Source organism: Burkholderia ubonensis subsp. mesacidophila (assembly GCF_002097715.1).
Classification (GTDB): Bacteria; Pseudomonadota; Gammaproteobacteria; order Burkholderiales; family Burkholderiaceae; genus Burkholderia; species Burkholderia mesacidophila.
The window spans coordinates 2,170,764-2,195,151 of the sequence record NZ_CP020737.1; the positions used below are offsets into that span (position 1 = coordinate 2,170,764).

Here is a 24,388-nt window from a genome sequence, read left to right on the forward strand (position 1 = left end):
TCCAAAGGTAAGCGGCCGTCCGGAATTTACAGCGCGGCGAGCACGCCTTCGAGCTGCCTGCGAATCTCGGGGATCGACTGCGTCGCGTCGACGATCGCGAAGCGGTGCGGCGCCTCAGCCGCGCGCCGCAGGTATTCGCCGCGCGTGCGCGCGAAAAACGCGTCGGATTCGCTCTCGAACTTGTCGGGCATCCGCGCCGCGCCGCGCCGCTCGCTCGCGACCTGCGGCGCGACGTCGAACAGTACGGTCAGGTCCGGCTGGAAGCCGCCCTGCACCCAGCGCTCGAGCGCCTCGAGCTTGTCGCGCGGCAGCCCGCGGCCGCCGCCCTGGTACGCGAACGTCGCGTCTGTGAAGCGGTCGGACACGACCCAGTCGCCGCGCGCGAGCGCGGGCTCGATCACGAGCGCGAGATGCTCGCGCCGTGCGGCGAACATCAGCAGCGCCTCGGTCTCGAGGTCCATCGGCTGGTTCAGCAGGATCTCGCGCAGCTTCTCGCCGAGCTGCGTGCCGCCCGGCTCGCGGGTGACGACGACCTGCCGGCCGGCGCCGGCCAGCTTGTTCTGGAGCCGTTCGCAGAACCAGTTCAGGTGGGTGGTCTTCCCCGCCCCGTCGATGCCTTCGAACGTGATGAATCTACCGCGCGCCATTATTGACCTCGTATGTATTTGTCCACGGCCTTGTTGTGGTCGTTGAGCGAGTCGGAAAACACGCTCGTGCCGTCGCCCTTCGCGACGAAGTACAGCGCGCTCGTCGCCGCCGGATTGATCGCCGCCTGCAGCGCCGCGACGCCGGGCAGTGCGATCGGCGTCGGCGGCAGCCCGCGCCGGGTGTACGTATTGTAGGGAGTGTCGGTCTGCAGGTCGCGCTTGCGCAGGCGGCCGTCGTACGCGTCGCCGAGCCCGTAGATCACCGACGGATCGGTCTGCAGCGGCATGCCGATGCGCAGCCGGTTCGCGAACACCGCCGCGACGAACGCGCGGTCCGCAGCATGCCCGGTTTCCTTCTCGACGATCGACGCGATCGTCAGCGCTTCGTAAGGCGTCTTGTACGGCAGGCCCGGCGCGCGGGCCGCCCATGCCTCGTCGAGACGCGTCTGCATCAGGCGGTATGCGCGCCGGTAGATGTTCAGGTCGATCGTGCCCTTGTCGAACAGATAGGTGTCGGGAAAGAACAGCCCTTCGCCGCTGCCCCGCTTGACCGCGCCGTCCGGCGCGCCGATCGCGCGCAGCAAGTCGGCGTCGCTCATGCCGGCGGTCGTGTGCACGAGATCCGGATTCCCGTCGAGTTCCGCGCGCATTCGCTTGAAGGTCCAGCCTTCGATCACGGTCGCGACGTATTCGTTGACGTCGCCGCGCGCGATCTTCTGCAGCACGTCGTACGGCGTGATGCCGGTCTTGAATTCGTAATTCCCGGATTTGAGCTGGCTGGACAGGCCGAGCACGCGCGTCATCGCGACGAACGCGAACGGCTCGACGGGCACGCCGCCGCGCTTCAGCTGCTGCGCGACGCTCTTCACGCTGCTGCGCGGCTTGATCGTGACGTCGAGCGACGCGGCGCCGAGCAGCAGCGGGCGGGTTGCCCAGTAATACGCGCCGCCCGCGCCGGCGGCGACTACAACGACGGCCAGCGCCGCAACCGTTGCGGCGCATTTCTTCAGTAGGGACATGGAAACGTGACTCAGGTAAGACCCATATAATACTTGCTCGCCTACGTCAAAGTCAGGGTTGACTGTTCCCTCATTCCATGAGCACACCGATCGCTTCACCCGCTGCCCAAGCCGCACCCGTCTCGCTTCCCGTCTTCCCCCGTCCGCCGGCCGCCGATTTCGACGCGGCGGGCGCGTACATGCCGCTGCCGCAGTTCGGCGTGATCGACGTTGCCGGCGACGATGCCGCGACGTTCCTGCACACCCAGCTGACCAACGATATCGAGCACCTCGACGCCGCGAGCGCGCGGCTCGCCGGCTACTGCTCGCCGAAGGGGCGCCTGCTCGCGTCGTTCCTCGCGTGGCGCTCCGGCCATGACGTGCGCCTGCTGGTCTCGAAGGACGTGCAGGCCGCGGTGCAGAAGCGGCTGTCGATGTTCGTGCTGCGCGCGAAGGCGAAGCTCGCGGACGCCAGCGACGCGCTTGCCGTGATCGGCTTCGCCGGCGACGTGCGCGCCGCGCTGTCGGGCATCTTCGACGCGCTGCCGGACGGCGTGCACGTGAAGGTCGACGGTCCCGCCGGCGCGCTGATCCGCATGCCGGACGCCGCCGGCAAGCTGCGCTACCTGTGGATCGGGCCGCGCGCGGAAGTCGACGCGCGGCTCGCCGCGCTCGACGGCAAGCTGCCCGCCGTGTCGCCGGCCGTGTGGGACTGGTTCGACATCCGCGCGGGCGAGCCGCGCGTCACGCAGCCGGCCGTCGAGCAGTTCGTGCCGCAGATGATCAATTTCGACGTGATCGGCGCGGTGAATTTTCGCAAGGGCTGCTATCCGGGCCAGGAAATCGTCGCCCGCAGCCAGTATCGCGGCACGATCAAGCGCCGCACCGCGCTCGCGCATGCCGCGGACACCGACGCGGTGCGCGCCGGCATCGAACTGTTTCATAGCGACGACCCCGGCCAGCCGTGCGGGATGGTCGTGAACGCCGCGGCCGCGCCGGCCGGCGGCGTCGACGCACTCGTCGAGATCAAGCTCGCCGCGCTGGAAAGCGGCAGCGTGCATCTCGGCGCGGCCGACGGCCCGGCGCTCGCGTTCGAGCCGCTGCCCTACGCATGGTCGACGGAGGCTTGACCGGCCATCCCAATGTTCAGGCGCCGGCCCGCGCTGTGCGGCCGGCGGCCGAGGTTTGAAGCGAGAGATTCGCCCGATGTGTCTGATTGCCTTCGACTGGCAGCCCGATGCCGCTGCCGGTCCCGTGTTCACCCTCGTCGCCAACCGCGACGAGTTCTTCCGTCGCACCAGTGCGCCGCTGTCGTGGTGGGAGGATGTGCCCGGCCTGCTGGCCGGCCGCGATCTCGAAGCCGGCGGCACGTGGCTCGGCGTGTCGCGCGACGGCCGTTTCGCCGCGCTCACGAACTACCGCGCGCCGTTCGACATCCGCGCGGGCGCGCCGACCCGCGGCAAGCTCGTGTCCGATTACCTCGGCGGGCAGCCGGTCGCGCCGCTCGACTACCTCGCGCGGCTCGCCGAGCATGCCGCGGTGTACAACGGCTTCAACCTGCTGGTCGGTGACTGGAAGCGGCGTGAGCTCGCGTGGTTCTGCAACCGCGCGGCGGAAGACGCGGCCGGCGTCGACGCGCCCGCGCTCGTGCCGGCCGGCGTGCACGCGCTGTCCAATGCGCGGCTCGACACGCCCTGGCCGAAGGTGGTGCGCAAGCGCGCCGAACTCGGCACGCTGCTGACCGACGACCCGACGCCGCCGCTCGACGACCTGATCGCGCTGATGCGCGACCCGCGCATCGCCGCCGACGACGTGCTGCCGCACACGGGCATCCCGCTCGAGCGCGAGCGCGCGCTGTCCGCCGCGTTCATCGAGACGCCCGAATACGGCACCCGCGGCACCACCGCGCTGCGGGTCACGATGAAGGAAGGCGTGCGGCTGACCGTGGAGATCAAGGAACGCTGCGACGACGACGGCTCGCACCGCATCGTCCGTCCCGGCGCGTTCGAGCGCGCATTCACGTTCGATATCGACGCGACGCAGGTGCGCTGACACGCGCGTCCCGCTGCACGAGGGCGACGGTCGGCGCGCCGGCCGACGCCGCAGCGCCGCTCACGGCGCGCGCGTCATCTCGACGTGCCGCACGCCAGCCTCGACGAACCATTCGCCGATCGTCGCGAAGCCGTGCCGCGCGTAGAACGATACGGCGGTTTCCTGCGCATAGAGCCGTACGGCGGGCTCGCCGCGGCGCCGCGCCTCGTCCAGCAGCGCCTGCAGCACCGCCGAGCCGACGCCCTGCCCGCGCGCGTCGGCCAGCACCGCGACCCGGCCGATCGTGCCCGACGGCAGCAACCGCCCAGTCGCGATCGCGCGGCGCGCGCCCGTCCCCGCGTCGATCCGGTACGCAACGGCATGGCGCGACAGCGGATCGTCGTCGTCGAGCTCCCACTCCGGCGGAATGCGCTGCTCACGCACGAACACCGCGTCGCGAATGCGCGCGGCGTCGCCGCCCAGCATCGTCCAGTCGCCCGTCTCCACCTCGCAGTTCGTCATTGCGCATCCTCCGCGCGGCCGAGCCGCCGTCAAATGTCGTCAAGCATCGTCGAATGCCACCTTCAGCGCCGCGACCGCATCCGCATGCGCGGCCAGCACTTCGGGCACGTAGCCGCCCATCTTGAAGAATTCGTGAATCATCCCCGCGTAGCAGGTCAGCGTGACCGTATTGCCGGCCGCACGCAGCTTGTCCGCATACGCGACGCCCTCGTCGCTCAACGGATCGTATTCGGCGGTCGCGATCCACGCCGGCGCGACGCCCGCGAACGACGGCGCATCGCGCGTGCCGTCGAGCGGCGCGAAACGCCAGTCGTCGCGATCGGACGGATCGCGCACGTATTGCGAGAAGAACCACTGGATCGTGTCCTGCGACAGCAGATAGCCGTTCGCGAGCCGCGCATGCGAGTCGGTCTGCTGGTGGCCGGTCAGACCGGGATAGATCAGCAGTTGCAGCGCGAGCCGGATGCCCGCGTCGCGCGCGAGCACCGCGCAGACGGTCGCGAGCGTGCCACCCGCGCTGTCGCCGCCGACCGCGAGCCGCGTCGCGTCGATGCCGAACGCGCCCGCCTCGCGATGCAGCCAGCGCAGCGCGTCGTCCGCGTCGTTCGCCGCGGTCGGGAACTTGTGCTCCGGCGCGAGCCGGTAACCGACCGACAGCACCGCGCATTGCGCGTCGCGCGCGAACATCCGGCACAGCGCGTCATGCGTGTCGATGCTGCCGACCGTGAAGCCGCCGCCGTGGTAGTACACGAGCGCCGGCAGCGGCTCCGCGAGGCTCGGCGCGATCGGCAGGTACAGGCGCGCGCCGATCGAACGGCCGTCGCGCGTCGGCACGACGCAGTCCTCGACCGAGTGCATCGGCGCCGGCGCGACGTCGAGGATCGGAGCGCTCTTCTCGTACGCCGCACGCGCCTGCTGCGGCGTCTGATGATGATAGGACGGACGTTTGGCCCGCTCGATCATGTCGAGTATCTGGGCGATCTTCGGATTCAGCGGCATCGGCAAGCGGGCGCGAGAACGGCGCGGGAACGGTCGACAAGCGCCGTATCATGCCACGCCCGCGTCAGACGAGCTGCACGAGCTGCTTGCCGAAGTTGTGGCCTTTCAGCATCCCGAGGAACGCCTCGGGCGCGCGCTCGAGTCCGTACGCGATCGACTCGCGGTAGTGCAGGTGTTTCGACGCGACGAGCTCGGTCAGCTCCGCGAGCGCGGGCGGCCACGCGTCCGGATGCTCGAACACGATGAAGCCCTGCATCTTCAGCCGCGAGCGCAGGATCAGCGCCGGCGCCGCCAACGGCGCGCTCGCGCCGTCGTACGCGGCGATCATCCCGCACACTGCGATGCGGCCGAACGCGTTCATCCGCGCCATCGTCGCGTCGAGCACCGCGCCGCCCACGTTCTCGAAGCATCCGTCGACGCCGTCGGGCGTCGCGGCCGCAAGGTCGTCGACGAGCCGGCCCGCCTTGTAGTCGACGCACGCGTCGAAGCCGAGCGCCTCGACGACGTAGCGGCACTTGTCCGGCCCGCCCGCGATGCCGACCGCGCGGCACCCGGCGCGCTTCGCGAGCTGCCCGACGACGCTGCCGACCGCGCCGCTCGCCGCGCTCACGACGACCGTTTCGCCCGCCTTCGGCACGATGATCCGGTTCAGCCCGTACCACGCGGTGACGCCTGGCATCCCGGTCACGCCGAGGCTCGCCGACAGCGGCACGCGCGACGTATCGACCTTGCGCAGCCCGTGGCCGTCCGACGTGCCGTATTCCTGCCAGCCGAGCGCGCCGACCACGAGATCGCCGACCGCGAAGCCGGGATGCCGCGACTCGATCACCTCGCCCGCCGTGCCGCCGATCATCACTTCGTTCAGCGGCTGCGGCTGCGCATACGACTTCGCGTCGTTCATGCGGCCGCGCATGTACGGATCGAGCGACAGGAAATGATTGCGCACGCGCACTTCGCCGCTCGCGAGCGGCGCGAGCGGGGTCTCGACGAGCCGGAAGTTGTCGACGCTCGCCGCGCCCTGCGGACGCGACACGAGCAGGATCTGGCGATTGACGATGCTCATCATGGTCTCCTGTCGGCCGGAGTTAGTGCTTTAGCACTTACTCCGGCCCCATGCTTCGCGGTCGATCCGGGTTGGCGCTTTGGCGCTTGCCCGGGTTCCATGCCTCGCGGCATGCGCGGGAGACGCGCCGCAAGAAAAAACGGCCCTGCCGGACCGGCAGGGCCGCGTGTCGCCAGGCTTACGCGTCGCTCGGGCCGGGATGCGCGTCCGGCACGGTGCGGTTGCGTTGCTGGCGGATGTCGCGGCCGACCGCGAGCCGCCTCATGTACTTGAACGTGCCGAGCGCCTTCGCGACGAAATGGCCCTCGCTGTCGCGCACCTCGCCTTCGCAGTACGCCATCGTCGTCGAACGGTGCATCACGCGCCCGTATGCGCGCAACTCGCCGCGCCCCGGCTGCATGAAGTTCACCTTCATCTCGACCGTGACGACGCCGACGCCGTCGTCGGTCAGGCTGCGCGCGGCCATCGCGAGCGCGACGTCCGCGAGCGTCATCGTCACGCCGCCGTGCGCGATGCTCCACGTGTTCATGTGCTGTTCGTCGAGCGGCAACAGGATCTCGCTGTTGCCGTCCTTCGCGGACACGAGCTGCACGCCGAGCATGTCGACGAACGGGCTCTCGATCTGCGGGCCGCCCGCCTGCTGTGCCGCGCCGCTCATCGTGCCGCGTCGACGAGGTAGTCGATGCACTGGCGCGCTTCGCGCACCGCGCCGACGAACTGCTTCACTGTCTCGTGCACCGGATGCACCTGGTACGCATCGAGCGCCGCCTGGTCGACGAAGTCGGACACCAGCACGACGTCGTAGGTCGCTTCGAGGCCCGGCGTCGCCAGACCGACTTCGAGATGAAGAATGCCAGGCACGATGTCGCGGCACGCTTCGAGCTTCTCCTTCAGCCGGAGCGCGTTCTGCGCGCGCGTCGCGCCTTCCGCGGTTTCCTTCAGTTTCCACATGACGATATGTCGGATCACTTCGTTTGCTCCCGTTCCAGGTCGTGATGATTTGCCATTGTGGCCCAAACCGTCGTCGGCCGGTAATCCAGCGAGCGAAGGCAGGCACCAGGCCTGCCAAACCGGACAGACAAACGCACGCGTACGTGATCCGCGCCGATTGGCTACACTGCCGACTTGTCCCTGTTTCACAAAACGCCCACCATGAATCCCCCCTATCTCGCGCACGCCGCGCTGCTGGAACTGGCACGCCAATCGGCGACCGTGTCGTCGCCGTGCACCTGCACGAAAACGCCGCTCGAAGGATGGACGAGCCTGCCGCTGTCGCTGCCGGAAGATCAACTGGAAGTGGTCGGAACGCTCGTGGCGCCGGACGAGACCGGCGAACCCGCCTTTGATGAATATCACCCGGACGGAACGCGCTACTGGTCGGCGAATGCACCGATCGCGGTGCATCACTTTCCGTACAACCGCTGCAACGTATCCCGGTGCCGGCCATGCGGGCGCATGTATCTGCGTTACCAGGAAGGTGGCGGCTACTTCATCGATCAGCGGATTCGCGCACTGGATCCGGAATTGATCGTCGACGCAGGCGGCTGACGCGCTCACATCGATCCATTGTGCAGTTCACGGCGACCGCTCCGCGGAGGGCGGCAAAACCGCCCCAAGCGCCGTCAATGCGCAACGACGCGATTGCGCCCTTCGCGCTTCGCCTGGTACAACCGCTCGTCCACCGCGCGCAGCAGCGCGTCGACCGTGCTGCCGTCGATCCCGTACTGCGCGACGCCGACGCTGACCGTCACCTGCACCCGCTTGAAATCGAGCCCGAACGGCGCGCTCGCGATCGACGAGCGCAGGCGCTCGGCCGTCATCCGCGCACCCTCGAGCGGCATCTCCGGCAGCAGCGCCATGAACTCCTCGCCGCCGACCCGCGCAATCCCGCCCGCCGGCCGGACCACGAACTCCTCGCCACCGCCCCGCGCGCCCCCGCTCACCGGCCGGATCGCCTCGATGCATTGCCGCACGACGCCGCGCAACACCTCATCGCCGATCTGGTGCCCGTACGCGTCGTTGATGTTCTTGAAGTTGTCGAGATCGAACGCGAGCAGCGAGAACGGCTTGCCGTCGCGTTCCGCGCGCTGGATCTCGCGTTCGACGAGGCCGATGAACTGGCGGCGGTTCGACGCGCCGGTCAGCGGGTCGGTCGCCGCCAGGTATTCGAGTTTCTGGTTGGTGCGCCGCAGTTCCTGCAGCGCGCTCTCGGTGCGCGACATCGATTCCGACAGCCGGCTCATCAGGTCTTCCTGGCTGTAGATCGCCGAAAACGAACGCGTGGTCTGCAGCGCCTGCACGACGCCGTAGCTGAGCAGGAAGAACCCGCCCGCGAAGATCGCATGCGCGAGCCACCACATGTGGTTCCACGGCTTGCCGAGAATGAACGCGAGCGACGACAGCGCGAACGCCGTGATCGACATCCCGTAGATCGCCATCAGCGGCGAGCGGATGCGCCGCGCGAGCAGCACGCCGACGTTGAGCATCGAGAACACCATCGCGCCGCCTTCCATCGACAGGCGGGTGCCGAGCGCGCCGGCGACGGGCGAATACGCGAGATACGCGACCGCGGCATCGACGACCAGGAAGAACACGACCCACGGCAGCCAGGTGCGCAGGCTCCTGCGCCGGTCGACGCGATCGGACGGCCGCGAATACGACATCAGGCCGGTCAGCAACAGGATCGCCATCACGAGCCGCGATGCCGGGCCGTACAACAGGAACAGCCAGATGTTGTGATGTGCCATCCCGGTGAAGAGGCCGTGCAGCGCATAGATCATCGCGAAGCCGAGAAAGCCGAGCGTCAGCCAGCGCAGCAGCGGTTCGCCGGACGAGCGGTAGCACACCCACGTCACGTACGTGACGAAGGCGCCCTCGAGCGTCGCCGCGGCAATCGCAATTTCATGGAACGCGTGGTTCTCGAACGTCAGGCGCGGATCGCCGAAGAACCACAGGTATGCAATGAGATAGGCTGGCAGCAGCGCGAACCCGATCAGCAGGCACTTCGCGTAGATCTTCGCGACGGCGCTGACAGCGCGCGGCGGCTCGCTTGCGGTGTATGTCGTGCTCAATTCGGCCCCCGATCGATCCGCTGCGTTGTTCGAACTCGAAACACGCCGGGTCACGACACATCGCCCGCCCCAGCCGACGGGGCATGCGCGGCGACTGTCTGCGCAACGCGCGATCCGGCCCTCTATACCGAAAGGCAAATGTCAGAGGCTAGTATAGGTGGGGGGATTCGTTTGACAAGTAAGGGGAAACAGCATCGATTCGGCCGCGCGGATTGATTCGCGTCCCTATCGGATCGCGCGGATCGGACACCTTGTCGTATGCGGGTCGAGGTGCCTGCGCGCGCTTGCGCGTCCGGCGTGCGGGCAACGCACGCCGGACGCGCCAAGGTCAGACGATTTCGAACAGGCCGGCCGCGCCCTGCCCGCCGCCGATGCACATCGTCACGACCGCGTATTTCACGCCGCGCCGCTTGCCTTCGATCAGCGCATGGCCGGTCAGGCGCGCGCCCGACACGCCGTACGGATGCCCGACCGCGATCGCGCCGCCGTTCACGTTGAGCCGGTCCTCGGGAATGCCGAGTTTGTCGCGGCAATACAGCACCTGCACCGCGAATGCCTCGTTGAGCTCCCACAGACCGATGTCCTCGACCTTCAGCCCGGCCTGCTTCAGCAGCTTCGGCACCGCGAACACCGGGCCGATGCCCATCTCGTCCGGCTCGCAGCCGGCGACCGCGAAGCCGCGGAACACGCCGAGCGGCTGCAGGCCTTCCTTGTGCGCGGCATCGGCGCTCATCACCACGCACGCGGATGCGCCGTCGGAGAACTGGCTCGCGTTGCCTGCGGTGATCACACCGCCCGGCACGGCCGAGCGGATCTTCGACACGCCGTCGAGCGTCGTGTCCGGCCGGATGCCTTCATCGGCCGACACCGTCACTTCCTTCGTGAAGAGCCGCCCGGTCGCCTTGTCGGCAATGCCGGCGCGCACGGTGATCGGCACGATCTCGGCATCGAAGCGCCCCGCCGCCTGAGCGGCTGCCGCCCTCAGCTGCGACTGCACGCCGTATTCGTCCTGCCGCTCCTTCGAGATCCCGTAGCGCTTCGCGACGTTCTCCGCGGTCTGCAGCATGTTCCAGTAGATTTCCGGCTTGTGTTCGAGCAGCCAGCCCTCGTACGCCATGTGCCGGTTCATTTCGTTCTGCACGCACGAGATCGACTCGACGCCGCCCGCGACGTATACGTCGCCTTCGCCCGCGATGATCCGCTGCGCGGCGAGCGCGATCGTCTGCAGCCCGGACGAGCAGAAGCGGTTCACCGTCATGCCCGGCACGCTCACCGGCAGCCCCGCGCGCAGCGCGATCTGGCGCGCGATGTTGCCGCCCGTCGCGCCTTCCGGGTTCGCGCAGCCCATGATCACGTCCTCGACACGCGCGGGGTCGAGCCCGGTGCGTTCGAGCGCGGCGGCGACCACGTGGCCGCCGAGCGTCGCGCCGTGCGTCATGTTGAAGGCCCCACGCCACGATTTCGCCAGCGGCGTGCGCGCAGTCGATACGATTACGGCTTCGGTCATGCGAGTCTCCTTCCTGTTCCTGCTTCCTGGATGAATGAGTGAATGCGCTACGCCGCCGGGCGCGCGCCGGCGGACGTGACGCGTGCCACGCCCGCCGCCTGCAGTTGTTGCCATGCGTTCGCGAGCGAGCCGTTCAGGTCGATCGCGCGGCATGCGTCGTCGATCACCGCTGCGTCGAAGCCGGCCGCGCGCGCGTCGAGCGCCGACCACGCGACGCAATAGTCGGTCGCGAGCCCGCAGCACCACACGCGCTTCGCGCCGAGTTCGCGCAGGTAGCCGGCGAGGCCCGTGCGCGTCGTGCGATCGGCTTCGACGAATGCGGAATAGCTGTCGACCTGCGCGTCACCGCCCTTGCGGATCACGAGCCGCGCGTGCGCAATGTCGAGGTCGCGATGCAGCGCCGCGCCGTCGGTGTCCTGCACGCAATGCACGGGCCACAGCACCTGTTCGCCGTACGGCAGCGCGAGCGTCGAGAACGGCTCGCGCCCCGGATGGTTCGCCGCGAACGACACGTGGTCGCGCGGATGCCAGTCCTGTGTCAGCACCACCTGGTCGAAACGCGCGGCGAGCGCATTGATGACCGGCACGACCGCATCGCCGTCCGGCACCGCGAGCGCGCCGCCGGGCATGAAGTCGTATTGCACGTCGATCACGAGCAGAACGTCGTCGGTGTGTTTCATCGCGTTTCTCCTAAATTCACCGCGCAGCCGCGCTGTCGCGCCGTCAGCCGTTGAAGCCGCGGCCGGCCTGCGCGAGTTCGGCGATCGACGGCGCGAGCTGCCACGCATCGCCGTTCGCGGCGGCCGCATAGCGGCGGATCGCCCGCTCGACGTTGTAGAGGCCGACCGTGTCCGCGTACAGCATCGGGCCGCCGCGCCACAGCGGGAAGCCGTAGCCGGTCAGGTACACCATGTCGATGTCGGATGCCTTCGACGCGATCTTCTCCTCGAGAATCTTCGCGCCTTCGTTGACGAGCGCGAACACGAGCCGCTCGACGATCTCGTCGTCGCCGATCTTGCGCCGCTCGACGCCGCGCTCCTGCGAATACGCGACGATCATCTCGTCGACGAGCGCCGACGGCTTCGCCTTGCGGTCGCCCGGCGCATAGTCGTACCAGCCCGCGCCGGTCTTCTGTCCGAAGCGGCCCTGCTCGCACAGGCGATCGGCGATCTTCGAGTAATGGAGGTCCGGCTTCTCGACGTAGCGGCGTTTGCGGATCGCCCAGCCGATGTCGTTGCCGGCGAGGTCGCTCATCCGGAACGGGCCCATCGCGAACCCGAACTTCTCGATCGCGCGGTCGACCTGCGCGGGCAGCGCGCCTTCCTCGAGCAGGAACAGCGCCTGGCGGATGTACTGCTCGATCATCCGGTTGCCGATGAAGCCGTCGCACACGCCCGACACCACCGCGGTCTTGCGGATCTTCTTCGCGATCGCCATCACGGTCGCGAGCACGTCCTTCGCGGTCGCCTCGCCGCGCACGACCTCGAGCAGCTTCATCACGTTCGCCGGGCTGAAGAAATGCATGCCGACGACGTCCTGCGGCCGCTTCGTGAACGCGGCGATCCTGTTCACGTCGAGCGTCGACGTGTTCGACGCGAGGATCGCGCCCGGTTTCGCGACTTCGTCGAGCTGGCGGAACACCTGCTCCTTCACGCCGAGCTCCTCGAACACGGCCTCGATGATCAGGTCGGCGTCCTTCAGGTCGGCGTAGGACAGCGTCGGCGTGATCAGCGCCATGCGCGCGTCGAGCTTTTCCTGCGTGAGCTTGCCCTTCTTCACCTGCGCGTCGTAGTTCTTGCGGATCGTCGCCAGCCCGCGGTCGAGCGCGTCCTGCTTCGTTTCGAGCAGCATGACGGGCAGGCCCGCGTTCACGAAGTTCATCGCGATACCGCCGCCCATCGTGCCCGCGCCGATCACCGCCACCTTGCGGATCTCGCGCACCGGCGTGTCGGCCGGCACGTCGGGAATCTTGCTCGCCGCACGCTCGCCGAAGAACGCGTGCCGCAGCGCACGGCTTTCCGGCGTCATCATCAGCGCGACGAACCCGTCGCGCTCCGCGATGACGCCCCGGTCGAAGCCGTTCAGCACGCCCGCCTCGATCGCGTCGATGCACTTGTGCGGCGCCGGGAAGTTCGGCGCGGCGGCTTGCGCCGAGTTGCGCGCGAACTGGATGAAGCCCGCGGCGTTCTCGTGGACGATCTTGCGGTCGCGCACGCGCGGATGCGGCCCCGCCTGCGCGCCGACCTTGCGGGCGAGCGCGACGGCCGCGTCGAGCAGGTCGCCCTCGGCCATCTCGTCGAACAGCCCGCTCTTCGCGAGCTGCTCGGACGGCACCGGCGCGCCCGATACGATCATGTTCAGCGCGGTCTCGAGCCCGACCGCGCGCGGCAGGCGCTGCGTGCCGCCCGCGCCCGGCAGCAGCCCGAGCTTGACCTCCGGCAGCGCGATCTGCGCGCCGCTCGCCGCGATCCGGTAATGCGCGCCGAGCGCGAGCTCGAGGCCGCCGCCCATCGCGACGCTGTGGATCGCCGCGACGACCGGCTTCGCGCTCGCCTCCACCGTGCGGATCACGGTGTGCAGCGTCGGCTCCTGCAGCGCCTTCGGGGTGTTGAATTCGGTGATGTCGGCGCCGCCCGAGAATGCGCGGCCTGCGCCCGTCAGCACGATCGCGGCGACCGCCGGATCCTGCGCGGCGCGATCGAGCCCTTCCATGATGCCGAGCCGGGTCGACAGACCGAGCCCGTTGACGGGCGGATTGTTGAGCGTGATGACGGCGACGCCGTCGCGAATCGAGTAATCCACTGCCATCTGTCTGCCTCCATGCGTCGCGCGCCGGGGTGGCTGCGCTTCATTGTGCGCGGGTGAACAGCCGCTTGTCCAAGACGAACGGAGGCAGCATACAACGAAAAAGCACGGTCGTTCAATTTGAATTTTGAACGTGATCCGGGGACGGATCCGCGCGCCGTGGAGCACGCGAGCGACGGCACACGGCCCCGCCGCGGCGAGCGCAGGCGGGCGTCAGGTCGGCAGCAGATGAAACGTGTCCCGGTGCGCCACCCGTCGGCACACCCGGGTGCGGTGCGAACGCTAGCAGACCGCCGTCGGCAGCGCGTAGTCCCGGAACATGTCGCGCAGCTTCAGCTTCTGCAGCTTGCCCGTAGCGGTATGCGGCAGCGCGTCGACGAACACGACGTCATCGGGAATCCACCATTTCGCGACCTTGCCGTCATAGAACGCGAGCAGTGCTTCGCGGCTCACGTCGGCGCCGCTCCGCAGGACGACGACCAGCAGCGGCCGCTCGGTCCACTTCGGATGCGCGCAGGCGATGCACGCGGCCTCGGCGACCGCCGGATGCGCGATCGCGACGTTCTCGATGTCGATCGAGCTGATCCACTCGCCGCCCGACTTGATCACGTCCTTGCTGCGGTCGGTGATCTGCAGGAAGCCGTCCGGATCGATCGTCGCGACGTCGCCGGTCGGGAACCAGCCGTCCGCGAGCGGCGACGCGTCGCTGCGGAAGTAGTGGTCGACCACCCATGGCCCGCGCACCTGCAGCTCGCCGAACGCGACGCCGTCCCACGGCAATTCGCGGCCGTCGTCGCCGACGATCCGCATGTCGACGCCGCAGATCACGCGCCCCTGCTTCTCGAGCAGCTTGCGCTGCGCGTCGGGCGGACGCTGCGACTGCGCCCAGGTCAGCTTCGCGAGCGTGCCGAGCGGCGACATCTCGGTCATGCCCCACGCGTGGATCACGCGCACGTCGTACTCGTCCTCGAACGTGCGCAGCATCGCCGGCGGGCACGCGGAGCCGCCGATCACGGTGCGCTCGAGCGTCGAGAAGCGCACGCCCGCCTCGCGCATGTAGTTGAGCAGGCCGAGCCACACGGTCGGCACGCCCGCCGAGAAGGTCACGCGCTCGGCCTCCATCAGCGTGTACAGCGACTTGCCGTCGAGGTCCTTGCCGGGCAGCACGAGCTTGCCGCCCGTGAGCGGCACCGAGTAAGGCAGCCCCCACGCGTTGACATGGAACATCGGCACGACGGGCAGCACCGCGTCCATCGCGGACAGGTTCATCGCGTCGGGCAGCGCCGCGCCGTACGCATGCAGCACGGTCGAGCGATGCGAATACAGCACGCCCTTCGGGTTGCCGGTCGTGCCCGACGTGTAGCAGAGCCCCGACGCCTGCTGCTCGTCGAGTCGCGGCCAGTCGTAGCGGCCGTCCTCCGCTTCGACGAGCGTCTCGTAGCATAGGTATGGCGTCGCGCCGGCGGGCAGGTGCGCGGCGTCGGTCATCGCGATCCAGCCCTGCACGTGCGGACATTGCGGCGCAAGCGCGTCGACGAGCGGCGCGAAATTGATGTCGAAGAAGACGTAGCGGTCTTCCGCGTGGTTGACGATATAGGCGATCTGCTCGGGAAACAGGCGCGGGTTGATCGTGTGGCAGACGGCGCCCATGCCGCTGATCCCGTAGTACGCCTCGAGGTGCCGGTAGCCGTTCCACGCGAGCGTGCCGACGCGCTCGCCCGCAGCGACGCCGAGCCGCGCGAGCGCCTGCGCGAGCTGCTTCGCGCGCCGTTCGCAGTCGCGATACGTGTAGCGATGCAGGTCGCCCTCGATCCGCTTCGACACGATCTCGACCTCGCCCGCGTGACGCGCGGCATGCGTGATCAACGAGGACACCAGGAGCGGCATGTCCATCATCTGGCCCAGCAACGGCTTACCCATCGTCTTGTTCTCCCGGAAGGACGCGAATCGGTGTACAGCCTCGGGCCGGCGCAAGCCCGTCAACCGCGCGGGCCGGCGCTGCGGCCCGGCGCGCCGCCATGCGGGCGGCGCGGCGCCGCCTTACAATATCGGCTAAACCAGAGGCGCTCAACATGTCGTTTTCCCGAAGCGCAGCCGATCCGGCTGACACCCTGCCTGACCTCCCCGATCTTGCCGCCACGCTCGGCGCTCCCGCCGACGGCGCATTCGTGCGGCTCGGCGCGGCGTTTCATACGCGCCTGCCGGCCGCGCCGCTGCCCGCGCCCTACGTGGTCGGCTTCTCCGACGAAGTCGCGCGGCTGCTCGGGCTGCCGGCGTCGCTCGCCGGCCATCCGCAGTTCGCCGAGCTGTTCGCCGGCAATCCGACCCGCGACTGGCCCGCGGACGCGATGTCGTACGCGTCGGTCTATTCGGGCCACCAGTTCGGCGTATGGGCCGGCCAGCTCGGCGACGGCCGCGCGCTGACCATCGGCGAGCTCGACGGCACGGACAGCCGCCGCTACGAGCTGCAGCTCAAGGGCAGCGGCCGCACGCCGTACTCGCGGATGGGCGACGGACGCGCGGTGCTGCGCTCGTCGATCCGCGAGTTCCTGTGCTCCGAGGCGATGCATCACCTCGGCATTCCGACCACGCGCGCGCTGACCGTGATCGGCTCCGACCAGCCGGTGGTCCGCGAGGAAATCGAAACGTCGGCCGTCGTCACGCGCGTGTCCGAGAGCTTCGTGCGCTTCGGCCACTTCGAGCACTTCTTCTCGAACGACCGCCCCGACCTGCTGCGCGCGCTCGCCGATCACGTGATCGACCGCTTCTACCCGGCCTGCCGCGACGCGGACGATCCATACCTCGCGCTGCTCGAAGCGGCGACGCTGCGCACCGCCGACCTCGTCGCGCAATGGCAGGCGGTCGGCTTCTGCCACGGCGTGATGAACACCGACAACATGTCGATCCTCGGCGTGACGATCGACTACGGCCCGTTCGGCTTCGTCGACGCGTTCGATGCGAACCACATCTGCAACCACTCCGACACGCACGGCCGCTACGCGTACCGGATGCAGCCGCGCATCGCGCACTGGAACTGCTACTGCCTCGCGCAGGCGCTGCTGCCGCTGATCGGCCTGCAGCACGACATCGCCGACGACGACGCGCGCGCCGAACGCGCGGTCGAGGACGCGCAGGCCGTGCTCGCGAAGTTTCCGGATCGCTTCGGCCCCGCGCTCGAACGCCTGATGCGCGCGAAGCTCGGCCTCGAGCTCGAACGCGACGGCGACGCGGCGCTCGCGAACCAGCTGCTCGAGGTGATGCACGCGAGCCATGCGGACTTCACGCTGACGTTCCGCCACCTGTCGCAGCTGTCGAAGCACGACGCGAGCCGGGATGCGCCGGTGCGCGACCTGTTCATCGACCGCGGCGCGTTCGACGCATGGGCGAACCTCTACCGCGCGCGCCTGTCCGTGGAAGCACGCGACGATGCGGCGCGCGCCGCCGCGATGAATCGCGTGAATCCGAAGTACGTGCTGCGCAACCATCTGGCCGAGATCGCGATCCGGCACGCGAAGGAGAAGGATTTTTCCGAGGTCGAACGGCTCGCGCACGTGCTGCGCCGGCCGTTCGACGAACAACCCGAATACGCGTCGTACGCGGCGCTTCCGCCCGACTGGGCCGGCTCGCTCGAAGTGAGCTGCTCGTCGTGACGCCCGCGTCCCGACCGTTCCATCAGGAGAAACGACCCATGTCCCACGATTCAGACGACAAGTCCTATCCGTACCAGAAGGACGACGAGGATCTGCGCCGCCGGCTCACGCCGATGCAGTACGAAGTCACGCAGCACGCGGCGACCGAGCGCGCGTTCACCGGCGAATTCACCGACACGGAAGACGCCGGCATCTACAAGTGCGTCGTGTGCAGCACGCCGCTGTTCGAATCCGGCGCGAAATTCCATTCCGGCTGCGGCTGGCCCAGCTACTTCAAGCCGCTCAACGGCGAGGTGATCGACGAAGTGATGGACTATACGCACGGGATGGTGCGCGTCGAGGTCCGCTGCAACCATTGCGGCGCGCATCTCGGCCACGTGTTCGAGGACGGCCCGCGCGACAAGACCGGCTTGCGGTACTGCATCAATTCGGCTGCGTTAAACTTCGACTCCCGACCGGAAGACGAATAAGCGGCGTCCGGGCGAATCGGACCGGCGCCTCGACCGGGCGCCCCCGATTCGCGACGACGGCGCCCGGCGGGTCCCTACAACGGTGAGAGGCCGCGCAAGCGGCCTTTCACGCAGCTGCGATCACCATGAAATTCCTGTTCGATCTGTTTCCGATCATCCTGTTTTTCGCCGCCTTCAAGGTGTGGGATATCTTCACCGCGACCGCCGTCGCGATCGTCGCGACGCTGATTCAAGTCGCGTGGGTGGCTTTCCGGCACCGGAAGGTCGACACGCTGCAGTGGGTCAGCCTCGGACTGATCGTCGTGTTCGGCGGCGCGACGCTCGTGCTGCACAACCAGAAATTCATTCAGTGGAAATTGACCGTGCTTTACTGGCTATTCGCAATCGGCCTGCTCGCCGCGCGCTATGCGTTCGGCAACAACCTGATCGAGAAGATGATGGGCAAGCAGCTCACGCTGCCGCATCCCGTCTGGGACAGGCTCAACGTCGCATGGTCGCTGTTCTTCGCGGCGCTCGGCGCGGTCAACCTGTACGTGATGCGCAACTTCACCGAGTCGCAGTGGGTGAACTTCAAGCTGTTCGGCACGACGGGCGCAATGGTCGTATTCATCATCCTGCAGAGCCTCTGGCTCGCGAAATACCTGAAGGACGAGTGACATGACGGACGCCTTCCTCCACGCGTCGCCTGACGCGCGCATCGCGCTGATCGAGGCGCGCCTCACCGCCGCGCTCGCGCCCGCGTCGCTCGCGGTGCGCGACGACAGCGCGCAGCACGCGGGCCACGCGGGCGCGGCCGCCGGCGGCCACTACACGGTCACGATCGTATCCGCCGCGTTCGCCGGCAAGGCGCGCGTCGCGCGGCACCGGCTGGTGTATGATGCGCTCGCTGATGCGATGCAGCGCGGCATTCACGCGCTCGCGATCGTGGCGTACACGCCCGAAGAATTCAACGAATCTTCAAACAAGTCGTCTCATTAGGAATTCCCGATGATCCTGAAATCCCCCCGCCTGTGGGCCGCAGCGGCCGCTCTCGCAGCAGCGCCGGCCTTCGCCCAGAACATCGCCGTCGTCAACGGCACGCCGATTCCGAAGTCGCGCGCCGACGCGATGGTCGCGCAGCTGGTCCAGCAAGGCCAGCCTGACAGCCCGCAGATGCAGCAGGCCGTGCGCCAGGAACTCGTGAACCGCGAAATCCTGATGCAGGAAGCCATTCGCCGCGGCATCCCGAACCGTCCGGACGTGAAGGCGCAAGTCGCCGTCGCGCAGCAGACCGTCGTGCTGCGCGCGCTGATCGAAGACTTCCTGAAGAAGAACCAGCCGACCGACACCGAAGTGAAGGCCCGCTATGACGAACTGGTGAAGGGCGTCGCGAACCGCGAATACCACCTGCACCACATCCTCGTCGACAACGAGCAGCAGGCGAAGGACCTGATCGCGAAGATCAAGGCCGGCGCGAAGTTCGAGGACCTCGCGAAGCAATACTCGAAGGACCCGGGTTCGGGCAAGAACGGCGGCGATCTCGACTGGTCCGATCCGAAGGCGTACGTGCCGGAATTCGCGACCGCCGCGACGAAGCTGCAGAAAGGCCAGATGACCGACGAGCCGGTGAAGACCCAGTTCGGCTGGCACATCATCCGCGTCGACGACATCCGCGCCGTCGCGCCGCCCCCGTTCGACCAGGTCAAGGCGCAGATCGCGCAACAGATGGTCCAGCAGAAGCTGCAGGCGTTCGAGGAAGGCCTGCGGCAGCAGGCCAAGGTGCAGTAACGCCACGCTGCGCCGCATACGAAAAAGCCGCTCCACGGAGCGGCTTTTTCTTTTTGCCGGCAGGCGATTCGCGGATCGCCGTGCCGCTACGCATAGAACGACGCGTGATACCGCACCTCGCCCGCCGGGCTCGGCGCCGCCGCATCGAACGGCAGCACCATCAGGTATTCCGGCGGCGCGTGCGGAAACACGAGGTCGCCTGCGGGCCCGAAGCCGAAGCGCGCGTAATAGGCGGGGTCGCCGAGCACGACGCAGCCGCGCGCGCCGAGCCGCCGCAGCGCATCGAGACCGGTGCGCACGAGCCCCGCGCCGACGCTTTGCCTTTGGCAGTCGGGCAGCACCGCGAGCGGCGCGAGCCCGTACCAGCCCGATTCACCGCCGTCGCCGATCGTCACCGGAGAAAACGCGACATGCCCGATGATGCGCTCGTCACGCTCCGCGACGAGCGACACGCCGAGGCAGCCGTCCGCACGCAGCGCGTCGACGATCCGCTGCTCGAACTGTCCGCGCTGCGGCGCGGCCGCGAACGCGGCGGCGATCACGCGGGCAATCGCCGCGACGTCGCTCGCGCGCTCGTCGCGCAGCGTGACGACGTCGACCGGCGCGTGCGGATCGAACATCGCGTCAGCCGATCCAGCGGCGCGCGTTGCGGAACACGCGCAGCCACGGGCTCGCCTCGCCCCAGCCTTCCGGGTGCCAGCTCATCGTGACCGTACGGTGCACGCGCTCCATGTGCGGCATCAGCACCGTGAAGCGGCCGTCGGCGGTCGTCACCGACGTGATGCCGGCGGGCGAGCCGTTCGGGTTGAACGGATAGCCCTCGGTCGCGTTGCCGCGATGGTCGACGTAGCGCATCGCGACCGCGACGCGATCGATGTCGCCCTGCTGCGAGAAGTCCGCATAGCCTTCGCCGTGCGCGACCGCGACCGGAATCCGCGAGCCTTCCATCCCCGCGAAGAAGATCGACGGCGACGACTGGACCTCGACGAACGAGAAGCGCGCCTCGAACTGCTCGGATTTGTTGCGCGTGAACTTCGGCCACGCTTGCGCGCCCGGGATCATCGACGCGAGGCTCGACAGCATCTGGCAGCCGTTGCAGATGCCGAGCGCGAACGTGTCCTGCCGCGCGAAGAATGCCGAGAACATGTCGGCGAGGTTCGCGTTGAAGCGGATCGTCTTCGCCCAGCCCTCGCCCGCGCCCAGCACGTCGCCGTACGAGAAGCCGCCGCACGCGACCGCGCCCGTGAAGTCGGCAAGCGTCGCGCGGCCCGCGAGCAGGTCGCTCATGTGCACGTCGTGCGCGTCGAAGCCCGCGCGGTCGAACGCATACGCGGTTTCGAGGTGCGAGTTCACGCCCTGCTCGCGCAGGATCGCGACGCGCGGACGCGCGCCCGTCGCGATGTACGGCGCGGCGATGTCGTCGGCCGGCTCGAACGTCAGCACCGGCGAGATGCCCGGGTCGGCCGCGTCGAGCAGCGCATCGTATTCGGCGTCCGCGCAGGCCGGGTTGTCGCGCAGGCGCGCGATGCGCCAGCTCACCTCGCCCCACGCGCGATGCAGCTCGGCGCGCGGCGCGTCGTAGATCTTCTTCGCGTCGCGGAACACTTCGATCGCATCGCGCTCGTTGACCGAGCCGATCACGTGCGAGCACGCCGACAGCCCGAACTCGCGCAGCGCGCCGAGCACCGCGTCGCGGTCCGCCGAGCGCACCTGCACGACGGCGCCGAGCTCTTCCGAGAACAGCGCGCGCAGCGTGCGGTCCTCGCGACGGCCGCTGGTCTGCTTCGCCCAGTCCTTCGCGTCGCCGTAGTCGGATTCATGATTGGCGTCGAGCGTCAGCATGTCGACGTTCAGCGACACGCCCGCATGGCCCGCGAACGCCATTTCGCAGACCGTCGCCCACAGGCCGCCGTCCGAGCGGTCGTGGTAGGCGAGCAGCAAGCCCCGCGCATTCAGCGACTGGATCGCGTTGAAGAAGCGCTTCAGGTCTTCCGGATCGTCGACGTCCGGCGTCGCGTCGCCGACCTGCTGCGTGACCTGCGCGAAGATGCTGCCGGCCATCCGGTTCTTGCCGCGGCCGAGGTCGATCGAGATCAGCACGCTGTCGCCGGCGTCGGCGACGCGCTGCAGCTGCGGCGTCAGGTGGCGGCGCACGTCCTCGACCGGTGCGAACGCGGAGATGATCAGCGAGACCGGCGCGACCACTTCCTTCGCGACGCCCTGCTCGTCCCACTTCGTCTTCATCGACAGCGAGTCCTTGCCGACCGGGATGCCGATGCCGAGCGCCGGGCACAGCTCCATGCCGATCGCCTTCACCGTGTCGAACAGCGCGGCGTCTTCGCCGGCGGTGCCGCACGCGGCCATCCAGTTCGCGGACAGCTTCAGCTTGTCGAGCGACGCGATCGGCGCGCTCGCGATGTTGGTGATCGCCTCGCCGACCGCCATGCGGCCCGACGCGGGCGCGTCGATCACGGCGAGCGGCGTGCGCTCGGCCATCGTCATCGCCTCGCCCTTGAAGCCCGCGTAGTCGAGCGCCGTCACCGCGCAGTCGGCCACCGGCACCTGCCACGGGCCGACCATCTGGTCGCGCACCGACGTGCCGCCGACCGAGCGGTCGCCGATCGTGATCAGGAACGACTTGCTCGCGACCGTCGGGTGCTTCAGCACGTCGACGGCGACCTGCGCGAGCGAGATGCCCGTGACGTCGACCGGCGCGCGCTCGGTGCTCACGCGCGTGACGTCGCGGTGCATGCGCGGCGGCTTGCCGAGCAGCACTTCCATCGGCATGTCGACCGGGTATTCGTCAGCGCCCGTCGCCTGGTCGTCGACGAGCCGCAGCTGGCGCTCGTCCGTCGCGACGCCGACCACCGAGAACGGGCAGCGCTCGCGCGCGCAGATCGCCTCGAAGCGCGGCAGGTCGGACGGCGCGATCGCCAGCACGTAGCGTTCCTGCGCCTCGTTCGACCAGATTTCGCGCGGCGACAGGCCCGACTCCTCGAGCGCGACCTTGCGCAGCTCGAAGCGCGCGCCCTTGCCCGCGCCGTCGACGATCTCGGGGAACGCGTTCGACAGGCCGCCCGCGCCGACGTCGTGAATGCTCAGGATCGGGTTCTCGTCGCCGAGCTGCCAGCAGCCGTTGATCACTTCCTGCGCGCGGCGCTCGATTTCCGGGTTGCCGCGCTGCACCGAGTCGAAGTCGAGCTCGGCCGTGTTCGCGCCGGTCGCCATCGAGCTCGCCGCGCCGCCGCCCATGCCGATCCGCATGCCGGGGCCGCCGATCTGGATCAGCAGCGAGCCTGCCGGCACATCGTGCTTGTGCGTGTGCGCGTCGGAGATGTTGCCGAGGCCGCCCGCGATCATGATCGGCTTGTGATAGCCGCGCACCTGGCCGCCGACGTTCTGCTCGTACACGCGGAAGTAGCCGCCGAGGTTCGGGCGGCCGAATTCGTTGTTGAACGCGGCGCCGCCGAGCGGGCCGTCGATCATGATCTGCAGCGGCGACGCGATGCGGTCCGGGCGGCCGTACGGGCCGTGCTGCTCGTTCGGGTTGCGCTCGGCGACCGGCTGCGCGGCGTCGCGTGCGTTTTCCCACGTCTGGCGCGCGTCGGGCAGATCGAGGTTCGACACCGTGAAGCCCGTCAGGCCCGCCTTCGGACGTGCGCCGCGGCCCGTGGCGCCTTCGTCGCGGATCTCGCCGCCCGCGCCGGTCGCCGCGCCCGGGAACGGCGAGATCGCCGTCGGGTGGTTATGCGTCTCGACCTTCATCAGCGTGTGCGTGAGCTCGGTGTGGCGGCCGTAGCGCTCGCCCGGCTCGCCGGCCGCACCCGCGCCGCGCGGGAACCAGCGCTCCGCTTGCGCGCCCACCATGATCGACGAGTTGTCCGAATACGCGACGATCGTGCCTTGCGGGCTCAGCTTCTCGGTGTTGCGGATCATCGCGAACAGCGACATGTCCTGCGCGTCGCCGTCGATCGTCCACTGCGCGTTGAAGATCTTGTGGCGGCAGTGCTCGCTGTTCGCCTGCGCGAACATCATCAGCTCGACGTCGGTCGGGTTGCGCTCGAGCTTGCGAAACGCGTCGACCAGGTAGTCGATCTCGTCGTCGGCGAGTGCGAGGCCCAGCTCGACGTTCGCGCGCTCGAGCGCGCCGCGGCCCTGCGCGAGCACGTCGACGGTCGCGAGCGGCTTGGCCGGCAGCTCGTCGAACAGGTGCTTCGCGTCGTCGCGCGACGCGACCGCGCTTTCGGTCATCCGGTCGTGCAGCGCGGCCGCGACCGCGGCGCGCGCGTCGTCGGACAGCGCCTTCTTGCCGCCGAGCAGGCCCGACTTCAGCGTGACCGTGTACTCGACGCCGCGCTCGATGCGGCGCACGTGCGTGAGGCCGCAGTGCTGCGCGATGTCGGTCGCCTTGCTCGCCCATGGCGAGACCGTGCCGAAGCGCGGCAGCACGACGAAGGTCTCGACCGCGCCCTTCTCGGCCGCCGGCTCGAACGGCGCGCCGTAGTGCATCAGCGCGTCGATGCGTGCGCTGTCATCGGCCGACAGCGGCTCGCCGGCATTGACGAAGTGCAGGTACTGGCCGCGCACCGCGACGATGTTGGCGTCGATTTGCCTGAGCGTGTCGAGCAGACGGGTTTGACGGAAATCGGAGAGGGCCGAAGCGCCGGGAAAACACGAGAAGTGAGCCATGGGCTGGACTGACGTCGATGAGTCGCGCAAGGTGGCGACGTGGGGCGAAAGGAAGGCCGTAATTATACCCGGAAGTCGGGCGCCCAAACCCGTCCGCGGCGCGCGCCGGGCATGCGCGAACCGGTCCCGGGCCGCCGCGCCGGCGGTTTGGCGCTATCATTGCCGGTTC

Annotated in this window: 22 protein-coding genes; 8 read left to right on the forward strand and 14 right to left on the reverse strand. The window is 68.8% G+C overall.

Annotation, left to right across the window (positions count from 1 at the left end):
- Positions 1-26: 26 nt before the first annotated feature.
- Entirely contained in the window at positions 27-647 is a 621-nt protein-coding gene (gene tmk / locus B7P44_RS10180; RefSeq protein ID WP_084903525.1) for a dTMP kinase, read from the reverse strand.
- The gene (gene mltG, locus B7P44_RS10185) at positions 647-1,666 is read right to left on the reverse strand and encodes an endolytic transglycosylase MltG (RefSeq protein ID WP_084903528.1); all 1,020 of its coding nucleotides are present in this window, start codon (positions 1,664-1,666) and stop codon (positions 647-649) included. The genes tmk and mltG overlap by 1 nt, the downstream gene beginning before the upstream one ends.
- A gap of 77 nt (positions 1,667-1,743) precedes the next feature.
- Between mltG and ygfZ the strand changes: the two genes are divergently transcribed.
- Both ygfZ and B7P44_RS10195 read left to right on the forward strand, forming a co-directional pair.
- Positions 1,744-2,775, forward strand: coding sequence for a CAF17-like 4Fe-4S cluster assembly/insertion protein YgfZ (gene ygfZ, locus B7P44_RS10190; RefSeq protein ID WP_084903530.1), 1,032 nt, complete (start codon positions 1,744-1,746; stop codon positions 2,773-2,775).
- A 76-nt stretch (positions 2,776-2,851) separates the two neighbouring features.
- Positions 2,852-3,697, forward strand: a complete 846-nt coding sequence (locus tag B7P44_RS10195) for an NRDE family protein (protein WP_084903533.1) — start codon at positions 2,852-2,854, stop codon at positions 3,695-3,697.
- A gap of 60 nt (positions 3,698-3,757) precedes the next feature.
- Here B7P44_RS10195 and B7P44_RS10200 read toward each other — a convergent pair whose 3' ends face one another.
- The 5 genes from B7P44_RS10200 to B7P44_RS10220 form a co-directional block, all read right to left on the reverse strand.
- Positions 3,758-4,198, reverse strand: a complete 441-nt coding sequence (locus tag B7P44_RS10200) for a GNAT family N-acetyltransferase (protein WP_084903534.1) — start codon at positions 4,196-4,198, stop codon at positions 3,758-3,760.
- Between the two features lie 39 nt (positions 4,199-4,237).
- On the reverse strand, positions 4,238-5,197 hold the full coding sequence (locus B7P44_RS10205) for an alpha/beta hydrolase (protein ID WP_084903537.1): 960 nt from the start codon (positions 5,195-5,197) through the stop codon (positions 4,238-4,240).
- A gap of 64 nt (positions 5,198-5,261) precedes the next feature.
- Complete coding sequence (locus B7P44_RS10210) at positions 5,262-6,260, reverse strand: NADP-dependent oxidoreductase (RefSeq protein ID WP_084906579.1); 999 nt, start codon at positions 6,258-6,260, stop codon at positions 5,262-5,264.
- 178 nt (positions 6,261-6,438) lie between these two features.
- Positions 6,439-6,918 carry a PaaI family thioesterase gene (locus B7P44_RS10215; RefSeq protein ID WP_084903539.1) on the reverse strand — a complete coding sequence of 160 codons (480 nt, stop codon included), beginning with the start codon at positions 6,916-6,918 and terminating at the stop codon, positions 6,439-6,441.
- On the reverse strand, positions 6,915-7,229 hold the full coding sequence (locus tag B7P44_RS10220) for a Dabb family protein (protein ID WP_321970436.1): 315 nt from the start codon (positions 7,227-7,229) through the stop codon (positions 6,915-6,917). The genes B7P44_RS10215 and B7P44_RS10220 overlap by 4 nt, the downstream gene beginning before the upstream one ends.
- Positions 7,230-7,412: 183 nt before the next feature.
- Between B7P44_RS10220 and B7P44_RS10225 the strand changes: the two genes are divergently transcribed.
- On the forward strand, positions 7,413-7,808 hold the full coding sequence (locus B7P44_RS10225; protein ID WP_084903545.1) for a hypothetical protein: 396 nt from the start codon (positions 7,413-7,415) through the stop codon (positions 7,806-7,808).
- 74 nt (positions 7,809-7,882) lie between these two features.
- Here the strand turns inward: B7P44_RS10225 and B7P44_RS10230 are convergent, their stop codons facing one another.
- The 5 genes from B7P44_RS10230 to B7P44_RS10250 all read right to left on the reverse strand — a co-directional run bounded on the left by B7P44_RS10230 (position 7,883) and on the right by B7P44_RS10250 (position 15,563).
- Complete coding sequence (locus B7P44_RS10230; RefSeq protein ID WP_084903547.1) at positions 7,883-9,331, reverse strand: sensor domain-containing diguanylate cyclase; 1,449 nt, start codon at positions 9,329-9,331, stop codon at positions 7,883-7,885.
- Between the two features lie 328 nt (positions 9,332-9,659).
- On the reverse strand, positions 9,660-10,838 hold the full coding sequence (locus tag B7P44_RS10235; protein ID WP_084903550.1) for an acetyl-CoA C-acyltransferase: 1,179 nt from the start codon (positions 10,836-10,838) through the stop codon (positions 9,660-9,662).
- A gap of 47 nt (positions 10,839-10,885) precedes the next feature.
- Positions 10,886-11,518, reverse strand: a complete 633-nt coding sequence (gene pncA / locus B7P44_RS10240) for a bifunctional nicotinamidase/pyrazinamidase (protein WP_084903552.1) — start codon at positions 11,516-11,518, stop codon at positions 10,886-10,888.
- Between the two features lie 43 nt (positions 11,519-11,561).
- Positions 11,562-13,646 carry a 3-hydroxyacyl-CoA dehydrogenase NAD-binding domain-containing protein gene (locus B7P44_RS10245; protein ID WP_084903554.1) on the reverse strand — a complete coding sequence of 695 codons (2,085 nt, stop codon included), beginning with the start codon at positions 13,644-13,646 and terminating at the stop codon, positions 11,562-11,564.
- A 279-nt stretch (positions 13,647-13,925) separates the two neighbouring features.
- Positions 13,926-15,563: a 3-(methylthio)propionyl-CoA ligase gene (locus tag B7P44_RS10250; protein WP_084903556.1), complete on the reverse strand. Its 1,638-nt coding sequence runs from the start codon at positions 15,561-15,563 to the stop codon at positions 13,926-13,928.
- Between the two features lie 152 nt (positions 15,564-15,715).
- Here B7P44_RS10250 and B7P44_RS10255 point away from each other — a divergent pair, with 152 nt between their 5' ends.
- From B7P44_RS10255 to B7P44_RS10275, 5 genes are all read left to right on the forward strand, one after another.
- The gene (locus B7P44_RS10255; RefSeq protein WP_084903560.1) at positions 15,716-17,293 is read left to right on the forward strand and encodes a protein adenylyltransferase SelO; all 1,578 of its coding nucleotides are present in this window, start codon (positions 15,716-15,718) and stop codon (positions 17,291-17,293) included.
- Positions 17,294-17,331: 38 nt separating this feature from the next.
- The gene (gene msrB, locus B7P44_RS10260; RefSeq protein WP_084903563.1) at positions 17,332-17,763 is read left to right on the forward strand and encodes a peptide-methionine (R)-S-oxide reductase MsrB; all 432 of its coding nucleotides are present in this window, start codon (positions 17,332-17,334) and stop codon (positions 17,761-17,763) included.
- 125 nt (positions 17,764-17,888) lie between these two features.
- Complete coding sequence (locus tag B7P44_RS10265; RefSeq protein WP_084903565.1) at positions 17,889-18,419, forward strand: septation protein A; 531 nt, start codon at positions 17,889-17,891, stop codon at positions 18,417-18,419.
- Position 18,420: 1 nt separating this feature from the next.
- The gene (locus B7P44_RS10270) at positions 18,421-18,741 is read left to right on the forward strand and encodes a BolA family protein (protein ID WP_084903568.1); all 321 of its coding nucleotides are present in this window, start codon (positions 18,421-18,423) and stop codon (positions 18,739-18,741) included.
- Between the two features lie 9 nt (positions 18,742-18,750).
- Positions 18,751-19,530 carry a peptidylprolyl isomerase gene (locus B7P44_RS10275; RefSeq protein WP_084903570.1) on the forward strand — a complete coding sequence of 260 codons (780 nt, stop codon included), beginning with the start codon at positions 18,751-18,753 and terminating at the stop codon, positions 19,528-19,530.
- Positions 19,531-19,616: 86 nt separating this feature from the next.
- On the opposite strand, the gene B7P44_RS10280 is transcribed toward B7P44_RS10275, so the two are convergent.
- Together B7P44_RS10280 and purL are read right to left on the reverse strand one after the other, a co-directional pair.
- Entirely contained in the window at positions 19,617-20,150 is a 534-nt protein-coding gene (locus tag B7P44_RS10280; RefSeq protein ID WP_084903573.1) for a GNAT family N-acetyltransferase, read from the reverse strand.
- 4 nt (positions 20,151-20,154) lie between these two features.
- The gene (gene purL / locus B7P44_RS10285) at positions 20,155-24,219 is read right to left on the reverse strand and encodes a phosphoribosylformylglycinamidine synthase (RefSeq protein WP_084903575.1); all 4,065 of its coding nucleotides are present in this window, start codon (positions 24,217-24,219) and stop codon (positions 20,155-20,157) included.
- Positions 24,220-24,388: the final 169 nt, after the last annotated feature.